Consider the following 25,908-nt stretch of genomic DNA (forward strand, 5'->3'; position numbering starts at 1 on the left):
TCAGTGGGTTTCGGTGCGCCTTTCGAGGCGGGTGCCGTGGCGGAGGGTGATCGACATCAGGTCGCTGGGAGCGTCCAGTTCCAGACGGTGCCAGCGGCCGCGGGGGACGATCACAGCGGCGCCTGCCTGCAGTTGCACCATGTCCTCGGTCCCGCCGGGCGCGTCGGGACGGAAGTAGAGGCGGATGCCGCCGATCAGGCAGCACACTGCTTCCTCAGCCTCCGGGTGCATCTCCCAGTGGTCGGCGTGGACGTCGGCGTTGGTCTCCACGTGAAACGTAGCGATCTGCCAGGCGCCGGAACTGCTGCTCGTCATCTGCCGTTCGACGGCTCGGACATCGCCGTCGGGGTGGAAATGCAGCGCCGAGGCGAACAGGTCGACGGGGGTGGTCGTCATGAAAGTGTTCCTTCCAACTGGTTCTCTGCGGGGTCGGTGGATCGCGGGACAGGGGTGACGGCTCTGCGGCGCGGCAGTACACCGATGGCCACGACTGCCGCGAGCCCGAAGATGGCGGCGGCGATGGCCAGGCCCAGGGCGTAGCCGTCGTTGAGTGCGGCGGGGTCGGCGGTCGTGCCGGTGTGGTGCGCGGCGATGGTGGCCAGGGCGGCCAGGCCGATGCAGCCGCCGAGTTGGCGGGAGCTGTTCATGAGGCCGCTGGCCATGCCGGCCTCACGCGGAGCGACGCCGGTGGTCGCGGCGGCGGCAACTGGAGCCAGGACCAGCCCGGCGCCGACGCTGGTGACGAGGGACGGGCCGAGCACGTCGGTGAGGAAGCTGCCATCGGGGCTGATGAGGGCGAACCAGGCCATGCCCGCTGCGGCCAGCAGGGCGCCGGGCACCAGGGATGCGCGGGGGGTGCGGGACGCGGTGACGCGGGTGGCGACTATGGTTCCCGCGACCAGGCCCAGGGAGAAGGGCAAGAATGCGGTGCCGGTCGCTGCGGCACCCATGCCCAGGACCTGCTGCATGTACAGGGACACGAAGTAGAACGCCGTGAATTGTCCGGCCGCGGCCAGGAACACCAGCACGTTCGCGCCGGCGACCCAGCGGCTGCGCAGCAGGCCGAGGCGCAGCAGCGGTGCGACGACCCTCGCCTCGGCGAAGGCAAAGATGCCCAGCATCACGGCTGCGGCGGCAAGGGTCGCCCACGTGGCCGGGGAGCCCCAGCCCAGGGTGTCGGTTCGGACGACGCCGAGCACCAGTAGCCCGACTCCGCCTGTAGCCAGGACGGCGCCCAGCGCGTCCAGCCTCTCGCGCCGAGCAGGTGCTGCTCCGGCGGATACCCCTGCGGGGATGAGCGCGAGAGCCGCCGCGACGATGGGTAGGTTGATCAGCATGACCCAGCGCCAGCCCGCGTACTCGGTCAGCAGTCCACCTGCCAGCACGCCCAGCGCGCCGCCCGCGGCGTTCACCGCGCTCCACACCCCCAGCGCCCGAACACGCTGAGGGCCTTCGGCGAAGGTGGTGGTGAGCATCGCAAGCGCGGCCGGCGCGGCTGCGGCGGCGCCCAGGCCCTGACCGGCGCGTGCGGCGATCAGTTGCCAGGGATCCTGGGCCAGCCCGCCCACCAGCGAGCACAGCCCGAAGACGGTCAGCCCCAGCACGAACATCCGACGCCGGCCGTACAGGTCGCAAGCATGTCCCCCCAACAGCAGGAACCCGCCGAACGTAAGCGCATATACGTGCACGACCCACGACAGGTCGAGCGGCGCGAATCCCAGCGCCGTGCGGATCGCGGGTAACGCGACGTTGACCACGGACATGTCCAGGGCGACGACGAACTGGGCGACGGCGGCTGCCGCCAGCACCACTCCGGGCCTCCCGCGCGAGTTTCTATACATGTAAGAAAAGTTAGCGTCAGGGTTCGCCGTTGTCGACACCTGGGGAATGATGGGGGCATGCCGCAACCGTCCGCACCGCGCAAAGCCCTGGGCCGACCTCCCCGCATCTCTCGCGAGGAGATCATTGAGACAGCCCGCCGGATCGTGGATGAGGGAGGCGTGGACCGTCTGACCATGCGGCGGCTGGCCACGGAAGTCGGCAGTACGCCGATGGCGCTCTACCACCACGTCCGCGACAAGGAGGAACTGCTCGTCCTCCTGCTGGACGACTACGCCGACCGGACCCTAAGCCGACCGGAACTGCCCGCCCACCCTCGCGAGCGGATCATCGTGGCCGCCACCGCAGTCCACGAGGCGCTCGCCGCCTGCCCCTGGATCGTGGAGGTGCTGACCGCCGACGACTTGCTGTCCACGAGCGCGCTGTGGTTCGTCGAGCAGATCGTCGACGGCTTGGTCGAATGCGGCCTCTCCCTCGACCTGGCCGTGCACGGCTACCGTGCGATCTGGTACTACACCGCCGGAGAAATCGTGGTCAGGACAACAGCGGCCCGACGGCGCGCAGACGATGACCGTGCGACCTACCGGGAGCACGTCTTCGCCGATCTCGACCCAAGCGAGCTGCCCCGCTTGGCACAGGCCGCAGACCGTTGGGCTCCGCTGACCGCTGAGGACACCTATCGGGACGGGCTCCAGGCCCTGGTGGACGGCCTTCTCGTCCCCCGCTGACAGGCTCGCCGCCAGTGATGTGCCTGGCCGCTGACACCACGGCTCCCAAGTGTCGGAAAACGATCGATTGCCGACAGGCGGCCGACGCGTCCAATGAACCCGTGCAATCCGGAGGTTCTCGGCGGCACGAATCTAAAGTCTGTCCCGTAAATGATCTATGGCATGCTGACTGACCAGCGGTGCTGCCCCTCACCCTGTGAGGGTGAGGTTGTGGAGGCGGGCGATGCCGAGCGTGGTGTGGTGGACGCCCTCGTCCTTTAGGCGGCAGTCGCGGAGGATCTTTCACGTCTTCATGCGTGTGAAGGCGTGCTCGACGCGGGCGCGGACCTTGCGGTGGGAGGCGTTGTGCTCCTCTTTCCATGTTGGCAGTTCGGCCTGGTCGCGTCCCCGGCGGTGAGGGATGACCAAGCCGGTGCCGCGGTAGCCGCCGTCAGCGATCACGGTTGTCCTGCCGACGGCGGCCTTCGCCCCGGACAGTTCCCATGCCTTGCAGTCGTTGCGGTTACCCGGCAGGGGAGGACCGACGGCGACGACGCGCCGGGTGTCGGCGTCGATGACGACCTGGTGGTTGGTGGGGTATCGGTAATTCTTCGAACGCTCGGCGATGCTGTGGTCGCGGGTGGGGACCAAGGTGCCGTCCACAATCAACACGGCATCCTTGCGAAACCGTCGGCGTTGGCGCAGAGCGAGGGCGGGCCCGAGGTGGTCGATGATGCGGTCGGCGGCCGACTTCGATATCCCGAACAGGAGGGCGAGCTGTCGCAGTGTCATGTAGGTCCGCCAGTAAGCGATGACCAGTAGCACGCGGTCCTCCAGCGGGAGACCCCACGGCCGTCCCCTGCGTACCGGGACCGCGCCTTCCTTGCGCAGAGCGGTGATGAGCGTGCCGAACTGACTGCGGGCTCAGCCCGGTGAACGGGCTCATCCAGCGGGGCTCCGATGCCGTGATCACGGCGAGATCATCTCCCGGCCCCGAGGAGCCGTGCTGAGCTACGGGATGTCGGGGTACTGAGGGCGCTTCCGTTTGAGCTTGGCCAAGTCACTGAGATCGATGCCCGTAGCCTTGGCATACTGCCTGGACCAGTCGGCGACGGCCTGCCGGAACAGGTAGTCGGGGCGGCGAGCCACCGGCTTCTCGCCGCGGTTCCGCAACTTAGCGACAGCGGCCCGCTCCAGATCCCGATCACCGCACTGACGAGCCAGAAGGATGGCTTTCGCAAGTCGTGACGGCTCGTTGATGGCCGGCGCGAACGACCAGACCCCGTCCCGGTGAACATGGGTGTCCGCCAGGAGCAGCAGTCCCAGGTCGTGGGAGTCGCGGACAAAGCGCAGGGACGGCGGCCCGTAGTAAGTGACGTCGGCGGAGACTGCAGAGGCGAGCGGAGCACTGCCCGCTGGCCAGGGATAGCATGCAGCGGGAGGAATGTCAGTCGGACCTGCGTCGCCGGACGGCGAGTGGTGGTCGATCCGGATGCCCACTCCACCAAAGCCGTCCATCCGGTCACCGAGACCGCAGTGGTCCGTGTGCACCATCCAGCCGAAGAGCGACCGGTCGTAACGGTCCTTCCAAATCGAAAGCATGGTGCACAGGCTTCCCCGGACGAACTTCAGCTCACCACCATCGATGCTGGTAGGAGCCATCCCGAGCAGCTCAACAAACTGCTCGGCCACCCTTCGTACCGTCCACGGTCGCGTCACGAGGGCATGGTAGGTGCTACCCACGACGCGCCGACCGACCGGAGCACCAGCGTGCCTGCCAGGTCACTCGCCACCCGAAGATCGATTACGGGACAGCCCTTAGGGCCGACATACTCACCCGCGCCGGGGAGGGGATGTGTCAGAGCCCCGGCGCATGGTCTACGCGGCGCTTGGAGGGGTCGGCGCACTTGCAGGGGTCGGCGCACTTGCAGGGGTCGGCGCGCCGGACGGCGCGGGGGCCGTGAAGCGGGCGATGTCCACTCCGCGTGACCGCAGTCGTTCCTCCGCGCTGTCGGCCAGTCGGCGGTAGTGGGCCCAGGTCGGAACCCCCGGCCAGAACGCGTCCCGGTGCGAGAGAAAGTCCCCGGCGGCGTACTTCACCTTGGTCAGCGAAGGCGCCCAGAGATCCAGGACGTCCTTCTCGCTGACGTACTTCATGTGGCAGTACAGGCCTGCGGCATCGAACACCGCCAGCGCGCGGTTCACGCTGGTGTAGTCGTCGGGTGGCAGATCCTCCACGCGTCCGCCTCGCGCGTAGAGCTCGAACAGTATGCGTCTGCCGTTCTGCAGCTCGGGGCTGATCAGCAGTTCGTGGAGCTTGAGGAAGGTGTCCCTCCGATCCTTGCGCCGATTCACGTACAGGGACAACAGGCTGATGGTGACTGCGATCGCGGAGATGATGATGGACGTCATGCGGTACTCGACCTCCCAAGTGTCCACGCTGTGCGTGGGATGGCTGCGTGACACCCTCAGCAAACCCCGGCGGATGGGTCGGCAGCCAGAGCGCGTCCCGTGTCCTGCGCCGACCAATCCCCACCGTTGGCCAGCCGGCCGTCGCCCCGTCGGGATCGATCCCGGCCAGTTCCCAGGTGGTGTCGCGTACGCCGAAAACGATCAGTCCGCAGCGGGCGTTGGCCATCGCAGCGACGTCCTTGGCCCGTTCGACCGGCCGTCCCGCAGAGGGCCGAGGAAGGTATTCCATCCAGTCCAGGTCGTCGGACAGGGATGCTGGTGCTTCCAGGACGCCCCAGTGGTGGGATGCGCGGGGACGCAGGTGTAAGGGCAGAACGATGCCCAGGTATGCGCGGCCCTCGTGGCCCGGCCAGGTCGGATCGATGACGTGCCCGTCCGCGTCCGTGCACCAGGCGTGGGGGTCTACCGCCTACTACTAAAGCGTGAGACAAGCAGGGCGCATGTACTGAGACAGGCGAGTCCAAGTGCGCTCCACCATACGGGCATGATGTCAAGAGCGTTGGGTGAGAAGATAATCAGAGACAGCACCGCAACGATCAGACACGCGAGGAAGACGCCTTGCAGTTGTTTCGACATGTTGCGTCCCCTTTCTCCGGGAGTGCCCTGGCCCCCGTGCTGGGGGCCAGGGCAGGGCAGCCGTTATCGACGGTTAGCAGGCGTTCTCGTCTGACACGCCACACGCGATGGCGCCAACGAAGCCCGCCTGAGATACAGCCAGACCAATACCGCCAGCCACTGTCAGCGAAGCACCGCCAGTCGGGATGGCTGTGATCAGAGCCACCGTCGCAAAAGCGGTTGCGACCGTGTCCCACCCCGTCCACAGCCCGGTCGGGTCACCGTGGTTGATGGGATCGCCAGCGGCGTAGAGGTAGGGGTTGGTTTCCTGGCCGGAGGGGTCGGGCTGGGTGAAGCGGCCGAGGGCGGGGTCGTAGTAGCGGTGGCCCATCTTGTACAGGCCGGTCGGGTCGGCGTACGCGCCCGCGTAGCGGTACGGCTGGGGGGCGGCCTCGGTGGTGGTGCCTCGGGGCGTGCCCGTCGGACCGTAGGCGTAGGTGTGCGTCCGCTTGCCGGTGTCGTCGACGAGGCCGAGGACGTTGCCGGTGGCGTCGGTGAGGTAGTAGTAGGACTTCCCCCCAGTCGTCATGGAGTTCAGCGTGCCCGAAGGCTCGCGGATGAATCCCGTGTCGACACCGTTCGTGGTCGTGGACGCGAGACCCAGTGCGGTGTGGTGGAACCACGTCGAGCCGAGCTTGGTGCGTTCGGCGTTGGTGGTGCCGGCATGGACCAGGTCGTAGTTCGTGCCGCCAGTGGTGATGCCGGCGAGCTGGCTGTAGTCGGTCCAGGACTCGTTCGTGCGAGCGGTGCCGCTGGCTGCGCCGGTTTCGTTGCCGAGCTTGTCGTAGGACCAGCCCGTGGTGGAGCCGTTCTTACCGGTCAGCTCGCTGGCGTCGTTGTAGGTGTACGTGGTGCCGCCGGGGCAGGTGTTCTTGCTGCCGTCCTGGCTGGTGAGGTTGCCTGCCTTGTCCCAGCAGTACAGCCACGACGCCTTCCGCGCACCCGCCGAGTCGGCCTCCAGGGCGTAGGAGAGGCGGTCCTGGGAGTCGTAGGTGTAGCTGGTCTTGAGCTTGGTGAGGTTGTCGGTGCGGGTACGGATCTTGGTGGTGTCCTTGCCCGCGCTCGCGTAGCTGTAGGTGAGGTCGACGAACGTCTGCGTGCCCGAGGTGGTCTTGATGCGCTCGGGGCGGCCGTTGTCGTCGATGGTGACGGTCTGGGTGGTGCCGCCGGGGTAGACCGTCTTGGTGCGCTTGTCGTTGTTGTTGTAGTCGAAATCCGACTTCTTGCCGTCCGGCGCGGTCAGGTAGTCGAGGCGGCCGGCCTTGTCCCAGGTGTAATCCGTCGTCCCGGTCGGGTCGGTGTAGAAGTCGACGTCACCGCCCGGGGTGTACGCCAGCGCGGTCTGCGCGCCGTTCTGCAGGGTGCGCACGCTCTCGCGGTTGAGCTTGTCGTACTCCCACTTGGTGAAACCAGAGGCGTCGGAGCGGGTCGTGACGTTGCCGTCGCCGTCGTAGGTGTAGGTGACGGTGAAGTTGGTGGAGGAGACCTCGCGCACCCGGTCGCGGGAGTCGTAGCCGTAGACGGTGGTGACGCCGCGGCCGTCCTCGACCGTCTCCACCCGGCCCAGCGCGTCGTAGGTGTAGGACGTCTCCCCCAACGGCGCCGGCGGCTTCACCCTGATCAGATTGCCCTGGTCGTCGTAGGTGAAGGAGGTGACCTTGCCGTTGCCGTCCTTTGCCGTGCAGCGCTGGCCTTCGAAACCGCCGCAGGTGGGGGTGTCCTTGTTGTAGGTGTACTCGCGGGTCGCTCCGGCGGTGCCCGAGGTGGTCACTGACAGGGTGTTGCCGTTGGCGTCGTACTTGAAGGAGTCCTTGCGACCGTCGGCGGTGGTGAAGTCGTTGGGCAGGTCGGTGCCGGCGATCGTCTGGTAGGCGGTCACCGATGCCGTCGCGCCCATCGGCAGTTTCTGGGATACGGCGTTGTTGCGGTCGTCCCAGCCGTAGGTGGTGGTGTTGCCGCCCGTGCCGTCCGTGCCGGTGCCCATCGCGTCGGTCGCGGTCTGGGTCAAATGGTTTTTGTACGTGGAGTGGCGGGAATGACCGAGCGGGTCGGTGACCTTGGTGATCTCGCCGTCCGCGTTGTGGACGTACTTGGTGGCGTCGCCGTCGGGATCGGTGACCGTCGTCGTGCCCGCATCCGACGGGGTCGCGGCTGTGTAGTCGTAGCGCCAGGTCGGGCCCGTGTGACCGCTCGACGACGACTCCGTTGCCCGTTGCATGGAGGTGACGCGGTTGTGGCTGTCGTAGGTGAAGACCGTGACCGTGCCCTCGGGTGTGGTCACCTTCGTCACCCGGCGCGAGGAGTCGTACTCATAGGTGGTGGCTTTGCCGGCGGTGTCGGTGACCTTGGCGAGGTTGCCGGCCTCATCGAGGTCAAAGACGGCGGTACGGCCGGTGTGGTCCTTGGCCTGCCACTGGTTCGGGTAGGTCTTGACCAGGTCGATCCAGCGGCCCGAGCGGGTTTCGGTGAGCTTGAAGCCCTTGTGCTCGCTGCCTTCGTCGTGCTGGTCGACGGTGATCGTGCCGTCGTTCTTGTCCGTGACCTTGGTCAGGGTGCCGTACTGGTTGTAGGTGTCCTTGGTGCCGGACTTGCGGTCGGTGAGGGTGTAGGTGCCGTCCGCGTTCTTCTTCAGGTCCTTCGAGTAGCCCGTCGGCGTCGTGTACGTGCCGTCCGCATCCACGGTGAAGCGCAGCAGGTTGCCGGTGGTGTCGAAGACGTCGACCTCGCCGTCGTTGATCTGGAGGTAGCGCTCATAGGCCTGCCACCAGCGCTGGGACACCTTCCCCCACGGCGCCTCGAGGGAGTTGTAGGTGCGGGTGAGCTGGAGTTTCTGGCCGACTCCGGCGATGTCGAAGTCCGTGGCGGCGAGCATCAGGTTGCCGTTGGAGACGTTCACCCGCGCGACCAGGGCGTCGTTGAGGCGGGTGTCGCGGATCTGGTGCCAGGGCACCTCGCCCTGGCCCTCGGGCAGGTAGTCGTCCATCACTTCGGCAGCGGCCGACCGGGACGCGGAGCTCTTGGCCTTCCCGCCCGTGGCGCGGGCCTTCTGAGCTGAGCGCCAGGCGGTCACCTCGGCCGGCAGCTTGGCCTCCGCCTCCGACTCCGGGGCTTTGGTTGATCCGGCCGGCGTGGCGGGTGCCTCGACCTTCGTCGGCTTCGTCCACGGACTCTCCGGCTCAGGCAGCCTCGGCTTCGGCGTCGCCGCCAGGCCGGGAGCCGCAGCGATCACCACCGCCGCGGTGGTGATCGCGGAGACGAGAGCGGTTCTGTGTGTTCTCCGGGCACGCCACATGGGCGTGCGCGCAGCACGCGAGTGCATCGGCTTCCCCCACAGGAAGTCAGACCCGGCGACCCCAGCGGTCGCCAGCGGCACACAAGCTGTCACAAGAAGCACACAAATCGGCGCTGCGTCCCCTCGAACGTCAAATGCACACGGGCCGGAATACGCCCCACCGCTTAACCGGGCAATATGCACTTCTATCGTCGCAATAGGGTTGTCGAGCAGGCCCAGTTGATGGAAGCTTCACCGATCTTGGCGTGAGATTTGACTGAATACGCTCGAACAGGGCCCGTGCCTGAGGGTCCAAGGCCAGCGACCGGGCCTTTTCAGTCAGGTTCGGACCAGCAGGCCGGCCATGAGGCGGTAGTCACCAAGTCGTTCATGCTGGCCATGCCATGAATGCACTGGTCACAGAAGTTGTCTCAGACGCGGTGGCGTACACGGGCAGTTCCTGAATGCAGGCTTCACGGAATGCACACTTGCCCCGTCCTGCATGCGTGGTCCCCCAGCCCGCGGCAACCACCCCTGCTGTGAAGGACCCCTCTCCGATGAACGCACCGGGCAGACGCATGCCCTGCTCCCGCTCCACCCGCCACCACTCCCCCGCCCCCTGCCGGCTCACCCTCGCCGTCCGGTGGGCCGGACGCCTGCTGTGCTGGAGCCTCGCCGCCGGCATGACCACCGCCGCCCTCGACCTCCTCGCCACGCCCCAAGCAGCCTGGTGGCCCACCGTCTGGCCACTGCCCTGGTACCTCACCTGCCTCTCAGTCCCGGCCTGGGCCATCCTGCGCGCCCGCGAAAAGGCCACACAGGACCCGCCCGACGAGGACACCCGCCCGGACCACTGGGACCGGGCAGCATAGGAACGGCCGACCCTTCAAGAACACGGCCGGCACTGAAAACGGCGGCCATGCTGATCGCCACGTACTGCCAACGCACAGGCGTGGGCAGGGAGTCCCTGGCGCCGTACCTCCAGCTGGAACAGCAGCGCGACCGCGCCAAGGCCCAGCAGAGGGAGAGTGGGCGCACCTGGCGGGCCTGCTGGGCGAAGGCGCCCCCGCCAGCGCGAGCGAGCCGGGGACCTGGGCCAGCATGCAGTTCCGCACCGGTCAGAGGCACGCCACCAACGCGCAGCAGGCGGAGGACGACCCGCAGAAGCTGTTCACCGAGGCGTGCATGCACGACATAAAGGCCCGTCTGTGCGACGACGTCGGCTCCCTGGACAGCTACCTGACGCCGCACTCGCGGAGCTGGCAAGGAAAGTCGCCAGCGTTCTGGAGGTACCGCGAACGCGACATCCGAACCTGGCTCGCCGACTGGAACGAGCACCCCAGACCGTTCGTCTGGACGAAGAGCGCCGACGAGATCCTTGACAAAGTCGCCGCCTACTGCCGACGAATCTCTGACTCAGGTCACTAGTAGCCCGGCATGTTGGGGTTGAGGCCCAGGTACTGCGAGTCCGCGAGATCCTTCGCCGTCTTACCATCACGCTTCTCGAACCAGGCGGCAAAATTCGCGTCTGCCGACCCAATTGCCGGGCTATTTGCGTTCTCCCGGGCCTCCTTCTCCGCCTGCCATACACGGTCTCCCAAGGCGGGAAGTCGTGCGGCAGGTAGCGTCATTGCACCCCGGTGCGGTCCACGTACAGGATGGCGTTCATGATCTCGTGCAGATCGTGCTCGGGCGGCTGGCCGATGTTCAGTGCCTGCCGACGACGCTCGGCCCGCCAGGCGCGGTCAGCACCGGCTCGATCAACTCCCAGCGGGCATCGGACAGATCACTCGGATACGCGCGACGTTCGGCCATGACTTGGACGTACCGCCGCTCGGGGGCGTGTGCCCAGGCGTGCACCGCAAGCGGCGGAAGCACGGGCCGTGCGACGGGCGTCTTGGGATGAGACAGACGCAAGCCGCGCTGCGCCCCAGGCGTCACCCCAGGAAGCACATGCACCACATCTTCCCCACCAGACCCGGCGCAACGACCAACCCGCACCGAGATATGCAGGATGAAGCTCCTAAGGGCTGTCCCGTAATTGCTGGTCACGAGTGAGATGATCTTGCTGTGTCTGGTGTGATCACGGCGTCGGAGCCGTCCTGGATAGCCCCGTTCACCGGCCTCAGCTCACGTCAGTTCGGCAAGCTCATGACTGCGTTGCGGCGCGAGGGCGCGGACCCGGTCCGCAAGGGCCGGCCGTGGAGCCTGTCGCTGGAGGACCGCGTCCTGCTGGTTGCCGCGTACTGGCGGACCAACCTCACCCTGCGCCAGCTGGCCCCGCTGTTCGGGGTTTCGAAGTCGACCGCCAACCGTGTCATCGTCCACCTCGGGCCGTCGCTCGCACTCCAGCAACGCAGAAGGTTCCGCACGGACGCCGTGCTGATCGTGGACGGCACCCTGGTCCCGACCCGCGACCACACCATCGCCGAGCAGTCAAAGAATTACCCGTACTCCACCAACCATCAGGTCGTCATCGACGCCGACTCTCAACTCGTCGTCGCCGTCGGCCGGCCGCTGCCCGGCAACCGTAACGATTGCAAGGCGTGGGAACGTTCCGGTAAGGTCCGGGCCCGCGTCGAGCACGTCTTCGCGCGGATGAAAGCCTGGAAGATCCTTCGTGACTGCCGCCTGAAAGGCAGCGGCGTTCACACGGCCATGCTCGGCATCGCCCGGCTGTACATCCTCGCCCTCGCGGGGTAACTCCCGGCCTGTACGAGACCAGGGAGGCCCAAGGGAGATGGCTCCCCGCCTCCCCGCCTCCCCGCCTCAAAGGACGATCAGTCGATACAGAACTCGTTGCCCTCGATGTCCAGCATCGGGATGCACGAGTCGTTGCCGTCGTACAGCGTTTGCACATGGACCGCGCCGAGCGGGATCAGCCGTTTGCATTCGGCCTCGAGTGCGGCGAGGCGTTCCTCACCCACGAGTCCCGTGCCGACCCTCACATCGAGATGCACCCGGTTTTTGACGGCCTTGCCCTCGGGGACGCGCTGGAAGTACAGTCGCGGGCCCACACCCGAGGGGTCGACGCAGGCGAACCACGCATCCCGCTCCTCAGGCGACTGTGAAAGCTTGAAATCGTCCCAGGTGGCGAACCCCGCGGGTGGCGGCGGCACGACGTAGCCCAGCACCTCGCACCAGAAGCGGGCGAGGCGCTCGGGTTCCGCGCAGTCGAAGGTGACCTGGAAGGTCCTGATAACTGACATCGGCGCACCGTACCGCGTCCCATGGGGACCCCGCCGCTCATTTCCCCAGGCGGATCCGTCCGCCACCCGTCGCATCCTGGGCCACCTTGGACACCAAGTGATCAAACCGAGCAGTCCAGGAGAACCACGCGGCCGTGGCGGCGGAGCGCCCCAGTAGTCCCCAGGATCCAGTCGCTGACCAACCACCTTCAGATCAAGATCATTTGCGGGACAACCCTTAGCGAGGGTGAAACGACCTCTCAAAGAGCGTTTTGTCCTGGCCAGGGTGCTTGGTAACTGGTGCGGTGCCGGGCCAGTTGGAGCCCGTGCTGGCGTGCGAGGATCCGCCTGTGGAGTGTGATGTGTGCGGGCGGTCGATGTGGCGGTGGCCGGTGCCTCCGACGGTCTGGGAAGAGAGATCTGGTCCTGCTTGTGGTGCCATGCGGCCACCCATGTGGGCGGCGAGTGGTTCGAGATTGCGCGACCGCCGTATCTGCCCCTGGGGATGCGTTGGGAGAAGGCCGTCGCGGACGGCCTTGTCTCTGGCGTCTCTCACGCGTTCGGCATCTTCGACAAGACGCTGTGCGGCATCCAGGAAGCCGGCATGTCACCGTCCGACCACTGGTGGCTGCCGGAACGGGAAGACGCCTGCGGCGCCTGTCGGGAAGCGGCGCGTCTCATCGATGACCGCTGGCCGCGGGCGATGAGAGGTGAGGACGCGCGGGTCAGCGTGGCTCGGCGGCTATGAGTATTCCAGTTCGGAGTCGATTCTCGGGTGAGTCTGCGGCTCATCAGGTCGACCATGGCCACCTTGATCATGGCTGCGGAGCGGTGGGGGTGGGTTTCGTAGTCGTGGGCGAGGCGACGGTGGTGCATGAGCCAGCCGAAGGTCCGCTCGACGACCCAGCGCCGCCAGATCACCTTGAAGCCCTTCTGGGCAGGGTCGCGGCGGGTGACTTCGACGTCGATGCCCAGGCGGGCGCCGTGGTCGATGCCTTGGTGCGGTAGCCGGTGTCGGCCCAGGCTTTGGTGATGCGGGGGTGGGCTGCGGCGATGTCCGAGAGCAGGTGGATGCCGTCGGCGTTGTCGGAGACGCTGGCGGCGGTGACCAGCACGGCCAGGAGGAGGCCGAGTCTGTCGACGCCGATGTGCCGTTTGCGTCCCGCGATCTTCTTGCCCGCGTCGATGCCCTGGCCGGCCGCGGGCACATTGGCCGAGGTCTTGATGCTCTGGGCATCCAGGACACAGGCGCTGGGCTCGGCGTCACGGCCTTCGGCCTCCCGGACCAGGCGCCGCAGGAGACCATTGAGCTGCTCGAAGACCTCACCCTTCTGCCAGGCGGCGAAGTACCCGTAGACGGTTTCCCATGGAGGGAAGTCGTGCGGCAGGTATCGCCACGGGATCCCGGTGCGGTCGAAGTAGAGGATGGCGTCCATGATCCGGCGCAGATCGTGCTCGGGCGTCCGGCCGATGTCCAGGCCCTTCCCTCTCCGTTCGGCCCGCCAGGCTGTCAGAGTTGGTGTCAGCAGATCCCAACGGGCATCGGACAGGTCACTCGGATACGGCCGCTGCTTGCGAGGCATGTTTCCGTAGTACCGATGGCCGCCGGCCCGCTACAGGGCGCAAACCCGCTTGACCGGGGGCGAGTTGGGATCAGACAAGAGCGAAGGGCCCGAAACGGGCCCTTGAAGACTGTCATCCGCCGCACCCGCCACAAGAGCTGACCCGAAGCGGTCCGCCGCCTGAACTGCAATGAAGCACCCTGGCCAGGACAAAACGCTCTTTCAGCTTGTTCTTTATCTACCAAGATCTTCCGGGCTTGCCGATGGCCTTGAGAGTTTCGGGGCGTTTGACGGTCTTGCCGACGTCGTAGCGGGGTGCCCGGTGTCTGTTCTTGACGCCGGGTGGCCGTCCAGGGCCGGCGCCTCGGGGTTTGGGAACACGGGCCGGGCAGACGAGGTGAGCGCGGATGTTCCTGAACCCCCGGCGGACCCGGGCCGGGGTGAGCCGGTCGGATGCGGCGGGCTTCTCCCAGGGGCGGCGGAGGTCCGCAGCCAGAGGCCGGGCGAGCCGGAGCTGGGTGTGAGCCACGATCACGATCCAAGTCCAGCGGTCCGCGGCCTCGGGAGTACGGAGTTTCGGGGTGGTCCAGCCCAGGGTCTGCTTCGCGAACCGGAAGGTGTGTTCCAGGTCGAAACGGCGGAGGAATGCCTGCCAGAAGCGGTCCACGTCGTCCGGGGTGGCACTGGTCTTGGAGGACCACAACCACACTGGCGGGGCATCCCGGTCCTTCGACAGATGCTCGACCTTCAGCCGCATCAACGTCCCCTCGACCACTGGGAGTTCACCGTCGTGGTCGAGCCAGGAAGAGCGGTGGGTGAGCCGGGGGTGAACCCGGTCCCACGCCCGGGTCTCGGCCTTGCCGTAGTTGGTGGTGTCGGTGACGGTGGTGATCGCGGGCTCGGGCCAGGTCTCCGGCTTCGTGAAGCGGAACTCAGGTCCGTGCTTGGGCGGGCGGCCGTTGACGCCGTGCTTCCGCGGCGGCTTCGGCAGCCGCATCACACGGTCGGAGCGGACCCGGCCCACCAGCTCGACCGGCAGGTCGCACAGAACCCAGGCCAGGCGGGTGACGTCGTAGCCGGCATCGCTCACGACCACGATGTGCGGGTCCCCGTCCTGCCACTGACCAGCGGCGATGAGCCGCTCAACCACTTCTCTCAGCTGGGCGGCGGTGACCGCGGTCGCGTCGTCGGCAGGTCCCAGCCGGACTGCGTCCAGGATCGCGGTCCAGGATGTGGCACCCGGCTCCAGCACTGCGACGAAGGAGTAGGGCCAGCCCGGAATGAACTGCGAGGCCGTCTTCGCACGCCCGTAGACGTGGCAGAACAGCCGATCCGCCGAGCACGGCGCGTCCGACCGGAGCCACGGCGACACATCGACCGCCAGGACCAGGCGCCCGCCGTCGAAACGCGGCAGTGGCAGTCCGGCCAGCACGGCCCGCAGCCGGCCGACGTCGATCCGGCCGTGGTTCAGGCCGCCGTACATCGCTCCGTGCCCACGACGATGCTCGGGCAACAGCGTCAGGTCCACCGGGGACCTCACCGCACCGTCCGCACACAGCACGGCGTCGGCCAGTTCGAACAACTCATCCCGCCGGGCAGTCAGACACTCGTAAAACTCGCCCCGGAAGCGTGACGCTTCCGCGAACGCTTCCCTCCGGACAGCCTCAGGCAGCAGACTCACCTCACGGCCTTCGTCGTGTTCACGTGCACCTTGGTCGGAGCACATGATCAGACGAAGGCCGCCCTCACGTCCGGTGAACCCTCAGGCGAGCGAATCCGTTCGAGGGACTGTTCGAGGTCGTGGCACCATGTACGGCATGACGACCAACCGAAAGGTCCATGCCGCGTAGACGGCCAGGACGCATCCGGGCCAGCATCCCGGACCGACAGCAGTCACAGCACTCAAGGCCAGCCATCGACCGCCTCTCCTCACGAGCGTTGGCCGAGATAGTTCGCCTTGAACGCACTCGGAACTATCTCCAGCCGGGTGACACCAGCGCGGCATTGCGCCTGTGGAAGGACTACGTCCACCGCCCCGCACGCGAACTCTGGCACGACGACGAGTTCGGCAACGTGCACTGGTACTGCTGCGGCAACCCTCTCGATGGCCGTGCCCTACTCGACGACGTGATCCGAGCAATGTCACCTCGCGGAGCCCGCGAACTCCGAAAGCTCATCGAAGATCTGGACGCCTGCATGGGCCCGGCTGACCCGGCCACAGACCACCGAAGATAAAGAACAAGCTCAGAAGGTGTTTTTGAACCGAAGACTCGGAGACCGGACGACGTTGACGAGGGATCAGATGGTGGCTAGCAGGAAGTCCTCTCCGCTTGACGGGCGAAGTCCGTCGGTCCGGTCTGTGAAGTAGCGCTCGGCGAGCGAAGTCCCCGGTACGTGCCGGGCGTCTGCGAAGCCGGCTTCGCGTGCCAGCGCCAGCATCTCCTGCGGGGTGTAGAAGCTGATGAACGGTGTTCCAGATCCTCGTGCGCCTTGCTCGCTCGCCCGGAGGCCGGGGCGGTCGGCGTCGTCGACAAGTTCGGTCGGCAGCAGGAAGGTCATGGCGAGCGTGGTGCCGGGTGCAAGCCCGGCAATCTGGCGCAGGGTGGCCGCGGTGGCGTCTTTGGTGAGATACATGGTGACGCCGGTGGAGACGATGACCGCTGGCTGGCCGGGATCGAAGCCGGCAGTGGACAGCCGCCCGGGCCAGGACGCGCCGGCCTCGAAGTCGACCGGTACCAGGCGCAGCCAGTCGGGGATGTCGTAGCCGAGTTCGACCAGGCGGTGGCGCTTCCATGCCTGGGTGCCGGGCTGGTCGATCTCGAAGATCCGCAGGCGGGAGGCGAGCTCCGGCTTGCGCTGGGCGAAGGTGTCCAGGCCGGCTCCCAGGATGACGTACTGGGTCACGCCCCGGTCGGCCTGTTCAGCGATCAGGTCCTCGATGAAGCGAGCTCGGGCAACGATGGCTGCCCGGAACCCGCTGGTGGCCTGCGGGTCCATGTCCGGGCGGTCGCGCCAGTCATCGCCGGGGGCCACCAGTTGCAGGCCGATTTCGTCCTCGATCACATGCGGGGGCGGGTCGACCTGGAGGTGCATCGCCCGCCAGAGGGCGGTCCGCACTGCTGTGTTGTCCGGTTGCCCCATCTGCTCGTGCGTCATGGTATTCCCCCTTCGTCGCGGTCAGTTCTTGGCGGGAGCCTGGAGACTCCACAGGCGCCCGTCGGGGTCGCGGACGGTCATCTCCTTGGTCCCGTAATGGGTGCCCTCGAACGGCGTGACGATCTCGACGACAGGATCGGGACGGAACGCGTCTGCGTCCGGCACCTTCAGCGCGATCCGTGTCCGGGGCTCTTGGTCCTCGGGGACCTCGGCGATGAACACGGAGGGACCGTCGCCGTTGCGGAGCTGGCCGGAGTTGTGGTCCGTCGCGAACTCCAGCTCGTAACCCAGCTCTTGGAAGAACTTTGCCGCCTTGCCCCAGTTGTGCGTCGTCAGGAATACGGCCTCGATGCCTTCGGTCGTCATGTCAGGTCTCCTTCTCAGGCGATCGCTGTTTGTTTCCGTGGACGTCGTCGAGGTAGGCGCGCAGAGCGTCGGCGGCCAGTGCCGACAACGACATGCCCGACTCGATGGCGCGGTACTTGACCTGCTTGATCAGCCCGATCGGCAGGTACACGTTGAACTGCTTGACTTCCTCATCACCCACGAGCCGGATGCTAGCATCCTAGCAAGCTAGATCGTCATGCTGCGCCGATACGGCAAACCAGCCCGAGCCGGTTCAGGTCGCCGGTGCCGACTTCTTCGCCCAGCGCGGTGCCGGGTGCTTGCGGGTCAGGCGTCGGGTCATGGTGGAGATGAGCGCCCAGTTCAGGTGGGCTTCGGAGTGCTGGGGCAGGCGCTCGCAGTCGCGCGCGTTACGGCGGGCGTTCATGCACCAGCCGATGGTGCGTTCGACATTCCAGCGGCGTGGCGGGACGATGAAGCCCTTGGTGCCCTTGGGTCTGGAGACGACGCGCAGGGTGAGCCAGAGGCGTTCGCGGGCCCGTCCTCCGAAGGCCGCTGAAAGTGCGTGGATACGGATTCCGATTAACTGCCCATGTCCTTGAGATGAGGAGACGGGCGGGCCGGAGACGTCTCCGGCCCGCCCGTCTCGCGTGGGGTTCTCAGGGAGTAGCGGTGACGGATCGCGGCCGGGACTGCGCGGCCGCCTCCGCCGCCAGCCGGCGCCGCCGGGTCGCCGGTCCGAACACCGCCAGGACCAGCGCGCCGAGCGTCCAGGTTCCCGCGATGACCATGAAGACTGCCTGGTAGCCGACGCCGTTGTACACACCGGCGATCATCAGCGGGCCCACCGCGTTCGACAGCCGCCCCAGACCGTAGGCGATGCTGGTGCCCAGCGAGCGCCCCTCGGTGCTGTACAGCTCGGGGGCGTATGCGTACGCCAAGGCGGTGTAGCCCCGCTCGAACAGGTTGACCAGGAAGCCGAAGACGACGATCAGCACCGGGGTGAACGTCAGCCCGTAGAGCAGTCCGGACACGGCGATGACCAGTCCGAACACCACCAGGCACCACTTGCGCTCGAAGCGGTCGGTGACCAGCGCCGCGAGGAAGGAGCCGAGTGGCGCGCCCACTGTCGTCAGTGCGACGTAGAAGATCGAGTCCTCCACGCTGACGCCCTCGGCGGCCAGCAGGGTCGGCGCCCAGCTGGAGTAGCCGAAGAAGCCGATGGTCTGGGTGATCCACAGAACCGACAGCAGGATCGTCGGGTACAGGAACTTCTTGTCCTTGAGCATGCCCAGACCCGGCTTGACCATGGGGCCCTTGGGCTTGGGCTGCTGCGGCTCGGACAGCGGGCCGTGCTCGGCCACCGCGCGGGCCTCGATGCGGGACAGAGTCGCCTCCGCCTCCTCGTGCCGGCCGCGCGCCTCCAGCCACAGCGGGGACTCCTCGAGCCGCCGCACGAGGAACAGGAACAACGCGCCCAGCGAGCCCCACAGGTACACCAGCCGCCACGACCAGTCCGACAACGGCACCACCGCGGAGGCGATCAGGTTGGTGACGGGCGTGCCGCAGATGCCGATGACGATGGCGTACGCCTGGAACTTGCCGCGCTTGGCGCTGGGGAACAGCTCGCTGATGTAGACGACGGCGACGACCGTCATCGCCGACAGGCCCGCGGAGGTCAGCACGCGGAACACGCCGAGGGACCAGATGTCCCAGGCGAACACGCAGGCGAACGACCACACCGTGAACCACAGGGTGGTCAGGGTCAGCGTCTGTTTGCGGCCCAGCCGGTCGGCCAGCCCGCCGGCCACGACGGCGCCGACGAACATGCCCACGAAGGACAGCGAGGTGACGTACGCGACGTGGTTCACGTCGGCGCCCCACTGCTCGCGCACCACCGGTGCCGTGATGGCGAAGGTGTTGATGTCAGCGAACTCGAAGAAGTAGGCGAACGCCACCGCGAGGATGGTCCGCTTGTGGAACTTCGTGATCGGCAGCCGGTCGAGCCGGTTCGCCGCGTTGGTGATGCGGATGTGCTGCACTGCACGCTCCTGGGAAAAGGGGTGGACCCGTCTCACCGGGCCGGGGGTGACGTCAGCGGGCCTCTTCGGGCCAGTACAGACGCAGGGGGTTGTCGACCAGCAGTGCCCGCTGCTGCTCGGCGGTGGTGGCGATGTGCGGGATGTGGTCGACGAGCAGACCGTCGTCGGGCATGTGGTTCTTCAGGTTCGGGTGCGGCCAGTCGGTGCCCCACAGCGCCCGGTCGGTGAATTCCTCGACGACCTTGCGGGCGAAGGGCACCACGTCCCGGTAGGCCTGCCGCTCCCCGTCGAGCGCGGGCGGTCCCGAGACCGTCAGCCGCTCGGGGCAGGAGACCTTCACCCACACGTCGTTCGCCGCCACGAAACGCAGGAAGCGAGCGAACTCGGGTCCGTCCGCGCTGCGGGTGACATCGGGGCGCCCCATGTGGTCGATGACCAGCGGCACCGGCAGGGAGGCGAAGAACGGCTCCAGGTCGGGCAGGTCCGCCGCCTCGAAGTAGAGGACGACATGCCAGCCCAGCGGCGCCACCCGGCGGGCCACGGCATCCAGGGCCTCGCGCGGCGCCGCGTCCACCAGGCGGCGGACGAAGTTGAAGCGCACCCCGCGCACCCCTGCGTCATGCAGCCGCCGCAGCTCCGCGTCGGTGACGTCCGGCCGTACCGTCGCCACCCCGCGGGCGCGACCGCCGGCCGCGTGCAGGGCGTCCACCAGGGCGCTGTTGTCCGCGCCGTGGCAGGTGGCCTGCACGATCACGTTGCGGTCGACGCCCAGATGGTCGCGCAGCGCGAACAGGTCGTGCTTGGAGGCGTCGACCGGCGTGTACTTCCGCTCCGGGGCGAACGGGAACTCGGCGGCGGGGCCGAACACGTGGCAGTGGGCGTCCACCGCTCCCGGCGGCAGGACGAAGGCGGGCTTGGTCGGCCCCCGGTACCAGTCGAGCCAGCCCGGGGTGACCGCGGTGTCGTGGTCGCTCATCATGCTCCTCGGGTTCAGTCGACGTAGGTGAGGCCGAGCTCGGCCAGCGGGCCGCGCATGCCGTACATGTCCAGGCCCAGCTCGCCGGTCCGGAACCGCTCCCGCTTGCCCTCCTCCGCGGCCTCGCGGCGCGCGGACGCCTCGGCGACCTCGGCGGCTCGGGCGGCCGGCACGACCACCACGCCGTCGGCGTCGGCGACGATCACGTCACCAGGGTTGACCAGGGCGTTCGCCACGACGACGGGCACGTTCACCGAACCCAGGGTGGCCTTGACGGTGCCCTTGGCGTTGACCGCCCGGGAGAACACGGGGAAGTCCATCCGGCGCAGGTCGTCCACGTCACGGCAGCCGCCGTCGATCACCAGGCCCCGGGCGCCCCGGGCGCGCAGCGAGGTGGCGAGCAGCTCCCCGAAGAAGCCGTCCTCGCTCTCGGTGGTGCAGCCGGCCACCACCACGTCGCCCTCGCGCACCTGCTCGGCGGCGACGTGCAGCATCCAGTTGTCGCCCGGCTGCAGCAGCGCCGTCACCGCGGTGCCGCACAGCTTCGCTCCCTCGTACACGGGCCGCATGTAGGGGCGCATCAGGCCGAGGCGGCCCATCGCCTCGTGCACGGTCGCGACCCCGAACCGCGACAGGGCCTCGACCGCGGCCGGGTCGGCGCGGTCGACGGTCCGGTGGACGACTCCGAGGTGGTGCATGGTGCGGCTCCTTGCTTCTGCGGGCATTCTCGGCCCGTGGTGAACGGTCGGGGACGGCGGGGGATCAGCGGCCCTGGGCGGTCAGCCGGGCGTCGAGGCGGGGGTAGACCCGCCGCGCGTTGCGCTCCTCGACGGCCGCCAGGTCCTCGGGGGTCAAGCCCGCCTTCTCGACGTAGCGGCGGGTGTCGTCGAAGTGGTGGCCGGTGCGCGGGTCGATGCCGCGCACCGCGCCGACCATCTCGGAGGCGAAGAGGACGTTCTCCACGGGCATCACCTCCAGCAGCAGGTCGATGCCCGGCTGGTGGTAGACACAGGTGTCGAAGAAGACGTTGCGCAGCAGCGACTCCTCCGGCTCCGGCCGGCCGAGCGCCTGCGCCAGCCCTCGGAAGCGGCCCCAGTGGTACGGCACCGCGCCGCCGCCGTGCGGGATCACCAGCCGCAGGCCGGGGAAGTCGGCGAACAGGTCACCGGCCAGCAGCTGCATGAACGCGGTGGTGTCGGCGTTGAGGTAGTGCGCCCCGGTGGTGTGGAAGGCCGGGTTGCAGCTGGTGGAGACGTGCACCATGGCCGGCACGTCCAGCTCGACGAGCTTCTCCCACACCGGGTACCAGGACCGGTCGGTCAGCGGCGGAGCGGTCCAGTGGCCGCCGCTCGGGTCCGGGTTGAGGTTGACGGTGACCGCGCCCAGCTCCAGCACCGCCCGCTCGATCTCCGGGACGACGGTGGCCGGGTCCACGCCGGGGGACTGTGGCAGCATGGCGCCGGGGACGAAACGGTCCGGGTACAGCTCGGACACGCGGTGGCACAGGTCGTTGCAGATCCGCGCCCAGGCGGCGGACGTGGCGAAGTCGCCGACGTGGTGCGCCATGAACGAGGCGCGGGGGGAGAAGACGGTGACGTCGATGCCGCGCTCGTCCATCAGCCGCAGCTGGTTGGTCTCGATCGACTCGCGTATCTCGTCGTCGCCGATCGCCGGACCCGCCGGGTCGGGCGCCAGTGGCGGGTCGGTGAGCGCGGCCACCTGCGCGTCCCGCCACTGCCCGAGGGGGGCGGGGGCCGTGGTGTAGTGACCGTGGATGTCGATGATCACGCGTGCTTCTCCTGACGGGTGGGAATGGGGTCCCAGACGGATGGGGGAACGAGCAGGTCGCCGGCCATGAGCAGGCGAGCGGTGCGTAGCAGCGCGGAGCGGGTCACCCGCTGCGGGTCGTCGGGGTGGAGGCCGAGGGTGACGCTGAATTCGCCGGACGGGTGCTCGACGGAGACGGTGGGCTCCGTGCCGGACACCCCGGCCGCCACGTCCCGGGCGACGGTGCCCTCGATGACGCAGGCGGTGGCGGCGGTGACGGCGGCCAGCACGCCGATCGACTGGTGGCAGACCCGGGGAATGAGGCTGCGGGTGGTGAGCGTGCCGCCGTGCCGAGGCGGCGCGACCAGGGTCATCTTCGGATAGTTCCGCCCGCTGACGTCACCGAGGCCCATCGCCTCTCCGCACACCAGGCGCAGCGCCTCCACGCGGGCCTTGAGTGCCTCGTCGGCGTCGATGCCCGCGGGGGACTCGTAGCCTGTGGCGCCCAGACGGGCGGCCTCGACGATCACCAGCGGCTGGCCGTTGTCGATCAGCGTGACGTCCACGGCGCCCACCCCCGGTACCTCCACGGTGTCCCGTGCGCGCCCCGTGGGCAGCAGGGACCCCGCGACGGAACCGGCGGTGTCGAGGAAACCGATCTCGACCGGGGCGGCGGTGCCGGGAACGCCGTCGATACGGGCGGCGCCCTCGTAGGAGACGTGCCGTGTCCCGTCGGCGGCGACGGGGGTGGCGACGGTGATCTCGGCGACCACACCGGTGTTCCGGGTCAGCACCCGGGCCGTCGTACGGTCCCCGGTCGGTACGACCATGCCGGTCTCCACGGCGAAGGGCAGCACGGCGGCGAGCATGTTGCCGCAGTTGGCCGACGTGTCGACGGTGTTCCCGTCGGGCTGCACCTGTGCGAAGGTCCATTCCACGTCGATCCCGGCCTGCGTGCTCGGGCACACCAGGCCGGTCTTGCTGGTCAGGGGGTGTGCCCCGCCGATGCCGTCGATCTGCCGCGGGTCCGGCGAGCCCAGCGCCGCCAGCAGCACGGCGTCCCGCAGGTTGGTGTCGGCGGGCAGCAGCCGCGCGTCGAAGAAGGGCCCGCGTGAGGTGCCGCCCCGCATGAACAGGCACGGAATCGCGGTCTGGGAACCGCGTCGGATGACCTCGCGGGCCCGGGCGGCTGCGACGGCGGACATGGTCGCTCCTTCGGTGGACGGATCCGACGCGGTGGACACAGGGGAGCGCCGGGGTGATGTGAAGATGCGAGGAAGCTAAATCATCAACGAGATTGTTGACAAGATGTTCCGAAGAAAATGCTGACCAAATGGATCCCGGGTGCGGCCGCCTCCGTACCGCACACTAGGGTTCTCCCTGCGAGGGCCGCCGAGTATGGACGGAAGACGAGGGAGAGGTCGACGGAGTGACGGACAAGCTTACGGGCGCTGCCGGCCGGGAGTATGTGGCGAACACCATCAGGCAGGCCCTGCGCTCCGGGGACCTGGTGCCCGGGCAGCGGCTCGTCGAACTCGACCTCGCGGAGTCCTACGGCGCCACACGCGGCGCCGTCCGCGAGGCGCTGCAGGACCTGGCGGCCGAGGACATCGTCGAGATCGTCCCCCGCCGCGGCGCCCGGATCCGCGCCGTTTCCGTCGAGGAAGCCGTGCAGATCACCGAGTGCCGGTCGGCACTCGAGCAGCTGTGCGCGCGCAAGGCGGCCACCCGGGCGGACGAGGAGCAGCGCGCCGAGCTGCGTCTGATCGGCGTCGACATGCGGCAGGCCGTCGCCGACGGGGCCTGGGACACGTACTCCGCCCTCAACCAGCGCCTCCACGAACTCGTCATCGAGGCCAGCGGACAGGAAGTCGCCCGCCGTCAACTCGAGCGGCTGAACGGGCCGATGGTCCGCTTCCAGTTCCGGCTCGCCCTGCGGCCCGGACGCCCCGCCCAGTCCCTGCCGCAGCACCTGGCGATCATCGACGCGGTCGCCGGCGGCGACCCCGACGCGGCGGCGCGGGCAGCCGCAGCGCACCTGGACGACGTGATCGAACAGCTCAAGTCGTCGGCCGCACAGACCGCGGCACCCTGACGACGAAGGGTTCACCCTCTGCGGCAGCACCGGTTGCCGCTGCCCAGTGACGGTACGCGGCGGCCGCGTACCCGGCCGTGGTGCCGATCACCGAGACCCACGAGCCGCGTCGGGGGCGACGGGCTTGTACGAGCCTGGCGCCGAGTGGTCTGCCCGACTGGATCGGTGTCCCTTGCCGACCACGAGGATGTCCCGGCCCGCGTGGTCGACGCCGGTCACCTTGGGGCTGCGGCAGCAGCAGTCGCGGCATACGACGATGCGGCACGGCACGGGGCCGGTGGCCGTCGCAGGCCTCTCGTCGTCCGTCGTTGGTCCGGTCGGGGCCGTCGTTGGTCCGGTCGAGTCCGTCGTTGGTCCCCTCGGTGTCGCGGGCATGCGGCGCCGTCCCTCTCTCCGGGGAGATCCGCCCCTGTGGTCCGTCGAGGAGGCGACCGCGTGAGTCTCCTGGCTCTCGGGGCGATGCTCGTCCCGGCCTTCCCACCCGTTGCGGGGCAGTGGCCTGTCGGGACTCGCTCGCCGATCACAGTGGTGGGACCGCGCCGGATTCACACCGGCTTCCTCGTTCCGCCGGCGCTCTGTCGTCCGTCATCGTCCCATCCCGGTACGTCCTCCGGCCCGCCCGGTGCCGGCCGTCAGTCCGTCTCCTGGGCGTGCGGGGCCGTCGCGGGCGGATGGGTCGGCCGGTCCCGTCCGCCGTCGCGACCGGACACCACCGCGACGACCAGCCCGACGACAACGGCCCCGACCGCGAGCCGTCCCGCCCCCCGTACCCACCACCCCGGCCTGGCCACGTCCCTGCCGGGTGGACCCAGTCGTTCGGCCCGCCTGGCGGGCCGCAGCAGACGGACCAACAGGAGTACCGCGACCGGGAGTTGCAGCACCCAAAGGACGGTGCGCGGCCACTCCCCGTACCAGACGTTGGTTCCGTACAGCAGCGTGTGCCACACGCTCAGCACGTAGACGACGATCACGAACCGGTGGAGCCGTCGCCAGGTGTTCGCTCCGATGCGGTGCCGGACGTAGAAGAGCAGCCCCAGCGGAATCGCCAGGTAGAGGGCACCCTGGCCGATGGGGATGGCGATCCGGCCGGTTCCGGAGTCGTACCAGCCGGGCACGAAGCTGTCGGCGAAGGCCACCCAGAGCCGTTCCGCCCAGTCCACCTCGGTCTCGTAGCGTACGAGTTCCGCCGCGAACATCAGCGCGTGGGCGAACATCAGCGCCATGGTCGTCAGGCTCGTGGTGCGGTGCCAGCGCTCCAGCACCTGCCGGGAGACCGGCAGCCGGACTGGTCGCGGCCCCGACAACAACAGGCCGAGCATGACCGTGCCCCACGCCCACAGCAGCCCCGACCAGCCGAACGCCTGGCTGAGCAAGTACATCCAGTAGGTGCCGGCATCGTCCATGAACGGCATGACCGCGACGGTGTCCGAAGCACCCGACTCCATGCGGGCCCACAGGAGGGCGAACACAAGCGCGGTAACCACCACCGACGCGGTGGCGTCGGGAAGGGCGGACCGCAGATCGCCACGCAGAGCGACACGGTCCCCGGGAGGCCGCAGCCGTCCGGGCGGGGCCACTGCCCCGTCTTCGTCCGGCCTCGTGTCTGACGTCATCAGGGGCCTCCCGGTCACGGGTCACCGCAGCAGCAGCGGTGCTCATGTGGCGTCATGTGGCGTGGGGCAACAAGTCTGGCCGATGAGAGAGTGATCTCCAGAGGCTCTATCCGGCCAGAGCCGCCACGAGGACTGCACGGGGGGCCACACCTGGTTTCTGCCGCCCCTCCCCATGCAAGACAACAGCCGAAGCCCCACTGCCGCGGGAATGGACGCGCCTCTGCGCTGATGCACGCAGTCGGTTCGCGCCTCCCGTCCGC

The 25,908-nt window shown here is 68.3% G+C and carries 23 protein-coding genes, 4 pseudogenes and 1 riboswitch; of the genes and pseudogenes, 6 read left to right on the forward strand and 21 right to left on the reverse strand.

Annotation, left to right across the window (positions count from 1 at the left end; genetic code table 11):
* Complete coding sequence (locus NI25_RS00140; protein ID WP_061440439.1) at positions 1-396, reverse strand: cupin; 396 nt, start codon at positions 394-396, stop codon at positions 1-3.
* Complete coding sequence (locus NI25_RS00145) at positions 393-1,841, reverse strand: MFS transporter (protein WP_061440440.1); 1,449 nt, start codon at positions 1,839-1,841, stop codon at positions 393-395. The genes NI25_RS00140 and NI25_RS00145 overlap by 4 nt, the downstream gene beginning before the upstream one ends.
* 57 nt (positions 1,842-1,898) lie before the next feature.
* Between NI25_RS00145 and NI25_RS00150 the strand changes: the two genes are divergently transcribed.
* Positions 1,899-2,567 carry a TetR/AcrR family transcriptional regulator gene (locus tag NI25_RS00150; protein WP_061440441.1) on the forward strand — a complete coding sequence of 223 codons (669 nt, stop codon included), beginning with the start codon at positions 1,899-1,901 and terminating at the stop codon, positions 2,565-2,567.
* Positions 2,568-2,756: 189 nt separating this feature from the next.
* On the opposite strand, the pseudogene NI25_RS00155 reads toward NI25_RS00150, so the two are convergent.
* The 4 genes and pseudogenes from NI25_RS00155 to NI25_RS00170 form a co-directional block, all read right to left on the reverse strand.
* A pseudogene (locus tag NI25_RS00155) lies at positions 2,757-3,492 on the reverse strand (transposase).
* 65 nt (positions 3,493-3,557) lie between these two features.
* Positions 3,558-4,238 (reverse strand): hypothetical protein, encoded by a 681-nt coding sequence (locus NI25_RS00160; RefSeq protein ID WP_061440442.1) that lies wholly within the window; start codon positions 4,236-4,238, stop codon positions 3,558-3,560.
* Between the two features lie 186 nt (positions 4,239-4,424).
* Complete coding sequence (locus NI25_RS00165) at positions 4,425-4,958, reverse strand: hypothetical protein (RefSeq protein ID WP_148315098.1); 534 nt, start codon at positions 4,956-4,958, stop codon at positions 4,425-4,427.
* A 709-nt stretch (positions 4,959-5,667) separates the two neighbouring features.
* Positions 5,668-8,925: an RHS repeat-associated core domain-containing protein gene (locus tag NI25_RS00170; RefSeq protein ID WP_078884462.1), complete on the reverse strand. Its 3,258-nt coding sequence runs from the start codon at positions 8,923-8,925 to the stop codon at positions 5,668-5,670.
* A 536-nt stretch (positions 8,926-9,461) separates the two neighbouring features.
* Here NI25_RS00170 and NI25_RS00175 point away from each other — a divergent pair.
* Positions 9,462-9,776 (forward strand): hypothetical protein, encoded by a 315-nt coding sequence (locus NI25_RS00175; RefSeq protein WP_061440444.1) that lies wholly within the window; start codon positions 9,462-9,464, stop codon positions 9,774-9,776.
* Between the two features lie 229 nt (positions 9,777-10,005).
* On the forward strand, positions 10,006-10,332 hold the full coding sequence (locus NI25_RS40695) for a hypothetical protein (RefSeq protein ID WP_061440445.1): 327 nt from the start codon (positions 10,006-10,008) through the stop codon (positions 10,330-10,332).
* Positions 10,333-10,534: 202 nt separating this feature from the next.
* On the opposite strand, the pseudogene NI25_RS37090 reads toward NI25_RS40695, so the two are convergent.
* Positions 10,535-10,719, reverse strand: a pseudogene (locus NI25_RS37090) (transposase); the annotation flags it as partial.
* Positions 10,720-10,974: 255 nt separating this feature from the next.
* Here NI25_RS37090 and NI25_RS00185 point away from each other — a divergent pair.
* A complete protein-coding gene (locus tag NI25_RS00185; RefSeq protein WP_061440446.1) occupies positions 10,975-11,607 on the forward strand; it encodes an IS5/IS1182 family transposase in 633 nt (210 codons plus the stop codon).
* Between the two features lie 77 nt (positions 11,608-11,684).
* Here NI25_RS00185 and NI25_RS00190 read toward each other — a convergent pair whose 3' ends face one another.
* A complete protein-coding gene (locus tag NI25_RS00190; RefSeq protein WP_061440447.1) occupies positions 11,685-12,113 on the reverse strand; it encodes a VOC family protein in 429 nt (142 codons plus the stop codon).
* A 343-nt stretch (positions 12,114-12,456) separates the two neighbouring features.
* On the opposite strand from NI25_RS00190, the gene NI25_RS37095 reads away from it, so the two are divergent.
* The gene (locus NI25_RS37095; RefSeq protein ID WP_233520869.1) at positions 12,457-12,840 is read left to right on the forward strand and encodes a hypothetical protein; all 384 of its coding nucleotides are present in this window, start codon (positions 12,457-12,459) and stop codon (positions 12,838-12,840) included.
* A 5-nt stretch (positions 12,841-12,845) separates the two neighbouring features.
* On the opposite strand, the pseudogene NI25_RS00195 reads toward NI25_RS37095, so the two are convergent.
* From NI25_RS00195 to NI25_RS00245, 11 genes and pseudogenes are all read right to left on the reverse strand, one after another.
* Positions 12,846-13,675: pseudogene (locus tag NI25_RS00195) on the reverse strand (IS5 family transposase); the annotation flags it as partial.
* Between the two features lie 217 nt (positions 13,676-13,892).
* Entirely contained in the window at positions 13,893-15,380 is a 1,488-nt protein-coding gene (locus NI25_RS00200) for an NF041680 family putative transposase (RefSeq protein WP_061440448.1), read from the reverse strand.
* 572 nt (positions 15,381-15,952) lie between these two features.
* Positions 15,953-16,810 carry a class I SAM-dependent methyltransferase gene (locus NI25_RS00205; protein WP_061440449.1) on the reverse strand — a complete coding sequence of 286 codons (858 nt, stop codon included), beginning with the start codon at positions 16,808-16,810 and terminating at the stop codon, positions 15,953-15,955.
* A 21-nt stretch (positions 16,811-16,831) separates the two neighbouring features.
* On the reverse strand, positions 16,832-17,176 hold the full coding sequence (locus tag NI25_RS00210; protein ID WP_061440450.1) for a VOC family protein: 345 nt from the start codon (positions 17,174-17,176) through the stop codon (positions 16,832-16,834).
* A 1-nt stretch (position 17,177) separates the two neighbouring features.
* Entirely contained in the window at positions 17,178-17,357 is a 180-nt protein-coding gene (locus NI25_RS00215; protein WP_061440451.1) for a CopG family transcriptional regulator, read from the reverse strand.
* Between the two features lie 72 nt (positions 17,358-17,429).
* Positions 17,430-17,582 (reverse strand): hypothetical protein, encoded by a 153-nt coding sequence (locus NI25_RS39575; RefSeq protein WP_199561143.1) that lies wholly within the window; start codon positions 17,580-17,582, stop codon positions 17,430-17,432.
* 232 nt (positions 17,583-17,814) lie between these two features.
* Entirely contained in the window at positions 17,815-19,197 is a 1,383-nt protein-coding gene (locus NI25_RS00225) for an MFS transporter (RefSeq protein ID WP_061440452.1), read from the reverse strand.
* A gap of 52 nt (positions 19,198-19,249) precedes the next feature.
* Positions 19,250-20,173 (reverse strand): amidohydrolase family protein, encoded by a 924-nt coding sequence (locus NI25_RS00230; protein ID WP_061440453.1) that lies wholly within the window; start codon positions 20,171-20,173, stop codon positions 19,250-19,252.
* Between the two features lie 14 nt (positions 20,174-20,187).
* Positions 20,188-20,871, reverse strand: coding sequence for a 4-carboxy-4-hydroxy-2-oxoadipate aldolase/oxaloacetate decarboxylase (gene ligK, locus NI25_RS00235; RefSeq protein WP_061440454.1), 684 nt, complete (start codon positions 20,869-20,871; stop codon positions 20,188-20,190).
* A 64-nt stretch (positions 20,872-20,935) separates the two neighbouring features.
* On the reverse strand, positions 20,936-21,961 hold the full coding sequence (locus NI25_RS00240) for an amidohydrolase family protein (RefSeq protein WP_061440455.1): 1,026 nt from the start codon (positions 21,959-21,961) through the stop codon (positions 20,936-20,938).
* Positions 21,958-23,145 (reverse strand): 4-oxalomesaconate tautomerase, encoded by a 1,188-nt coding sequence (locus NI25_RS00245; RefSeq protein WP_061440456.1) that lies wholly within the window; start codon positions 23,143-23,145, stop codon positions 21,958-21,960. The genes NI25_RS00240 and NI25_RS00245 overlap by 4 nt, the downstream gene beginning before the upstream one ends.
* A gap of 224 nt (positions 23,146-23,369) precedes the next feature.
* Here NI25_RS00245 and NI25_RS00250 point away from each other — a divergent pair, with 224 nt between their 5' ends.
* Positions 23,370-24,035 (forward strand): GntR family transcriptional regulator, encoded by a 666-nt coding sequence (locus NI25_RS00250; protein ID WP_061440457.1) that lies wholly within the window; start codon positions 23,370-23,372, stop codon positions 24,033-24,035.
* 192 nt (positions 24,036-24,227) lie between these two features.
* Here the strand turns inward: NI25_RS00250 and NI25_RS40700 are convergent.
* Both NI25_RS40700 and NI25_RS00260 read right to left on the reverse strand, forming a co-directional pair.
* Positions 24,228-24,410 (reverse strand): annotated as a pseudogene (locus NI25_RS40700) (hypothetical protein); the annotation flags it as partial.
* Positions 24,411-24,472: 62 nt separating this feature from the next.
* Positions 24,473-24,599, reverse strand: a riboswitch (cobalamin riboswitch).
* A gap of 68 nt (positions 24,600-24,667) precedes the next feature.
* The gene (locus NI25_RS00260) at positions 24,668-25,648 is read right to left on the reverse strand and encodes a ferric reductase-like transmembrane domain-containing protein (RefSeq protein WP_061440459.1); all 981 of its coding nucleotides are present in this window, start codon (positions 25,646-25,648) and stop codon (positions 24,668-24,670) included.
* Between the last annotated feature and the right edge of the window lie 260 nt (positions 25,649-25,908).

This window comes from Streptomyces sp. CCM_MD2014 (assembly GCF_000772045.1).
In the GTDB taxonomy this organism is placed as follows: domain Bacteria; phylum Actinomycetota; class Actinomycetes; order Streptomycetales; family Streptomycetaceae; genus Streptomyces; species Streptomyces salinarius.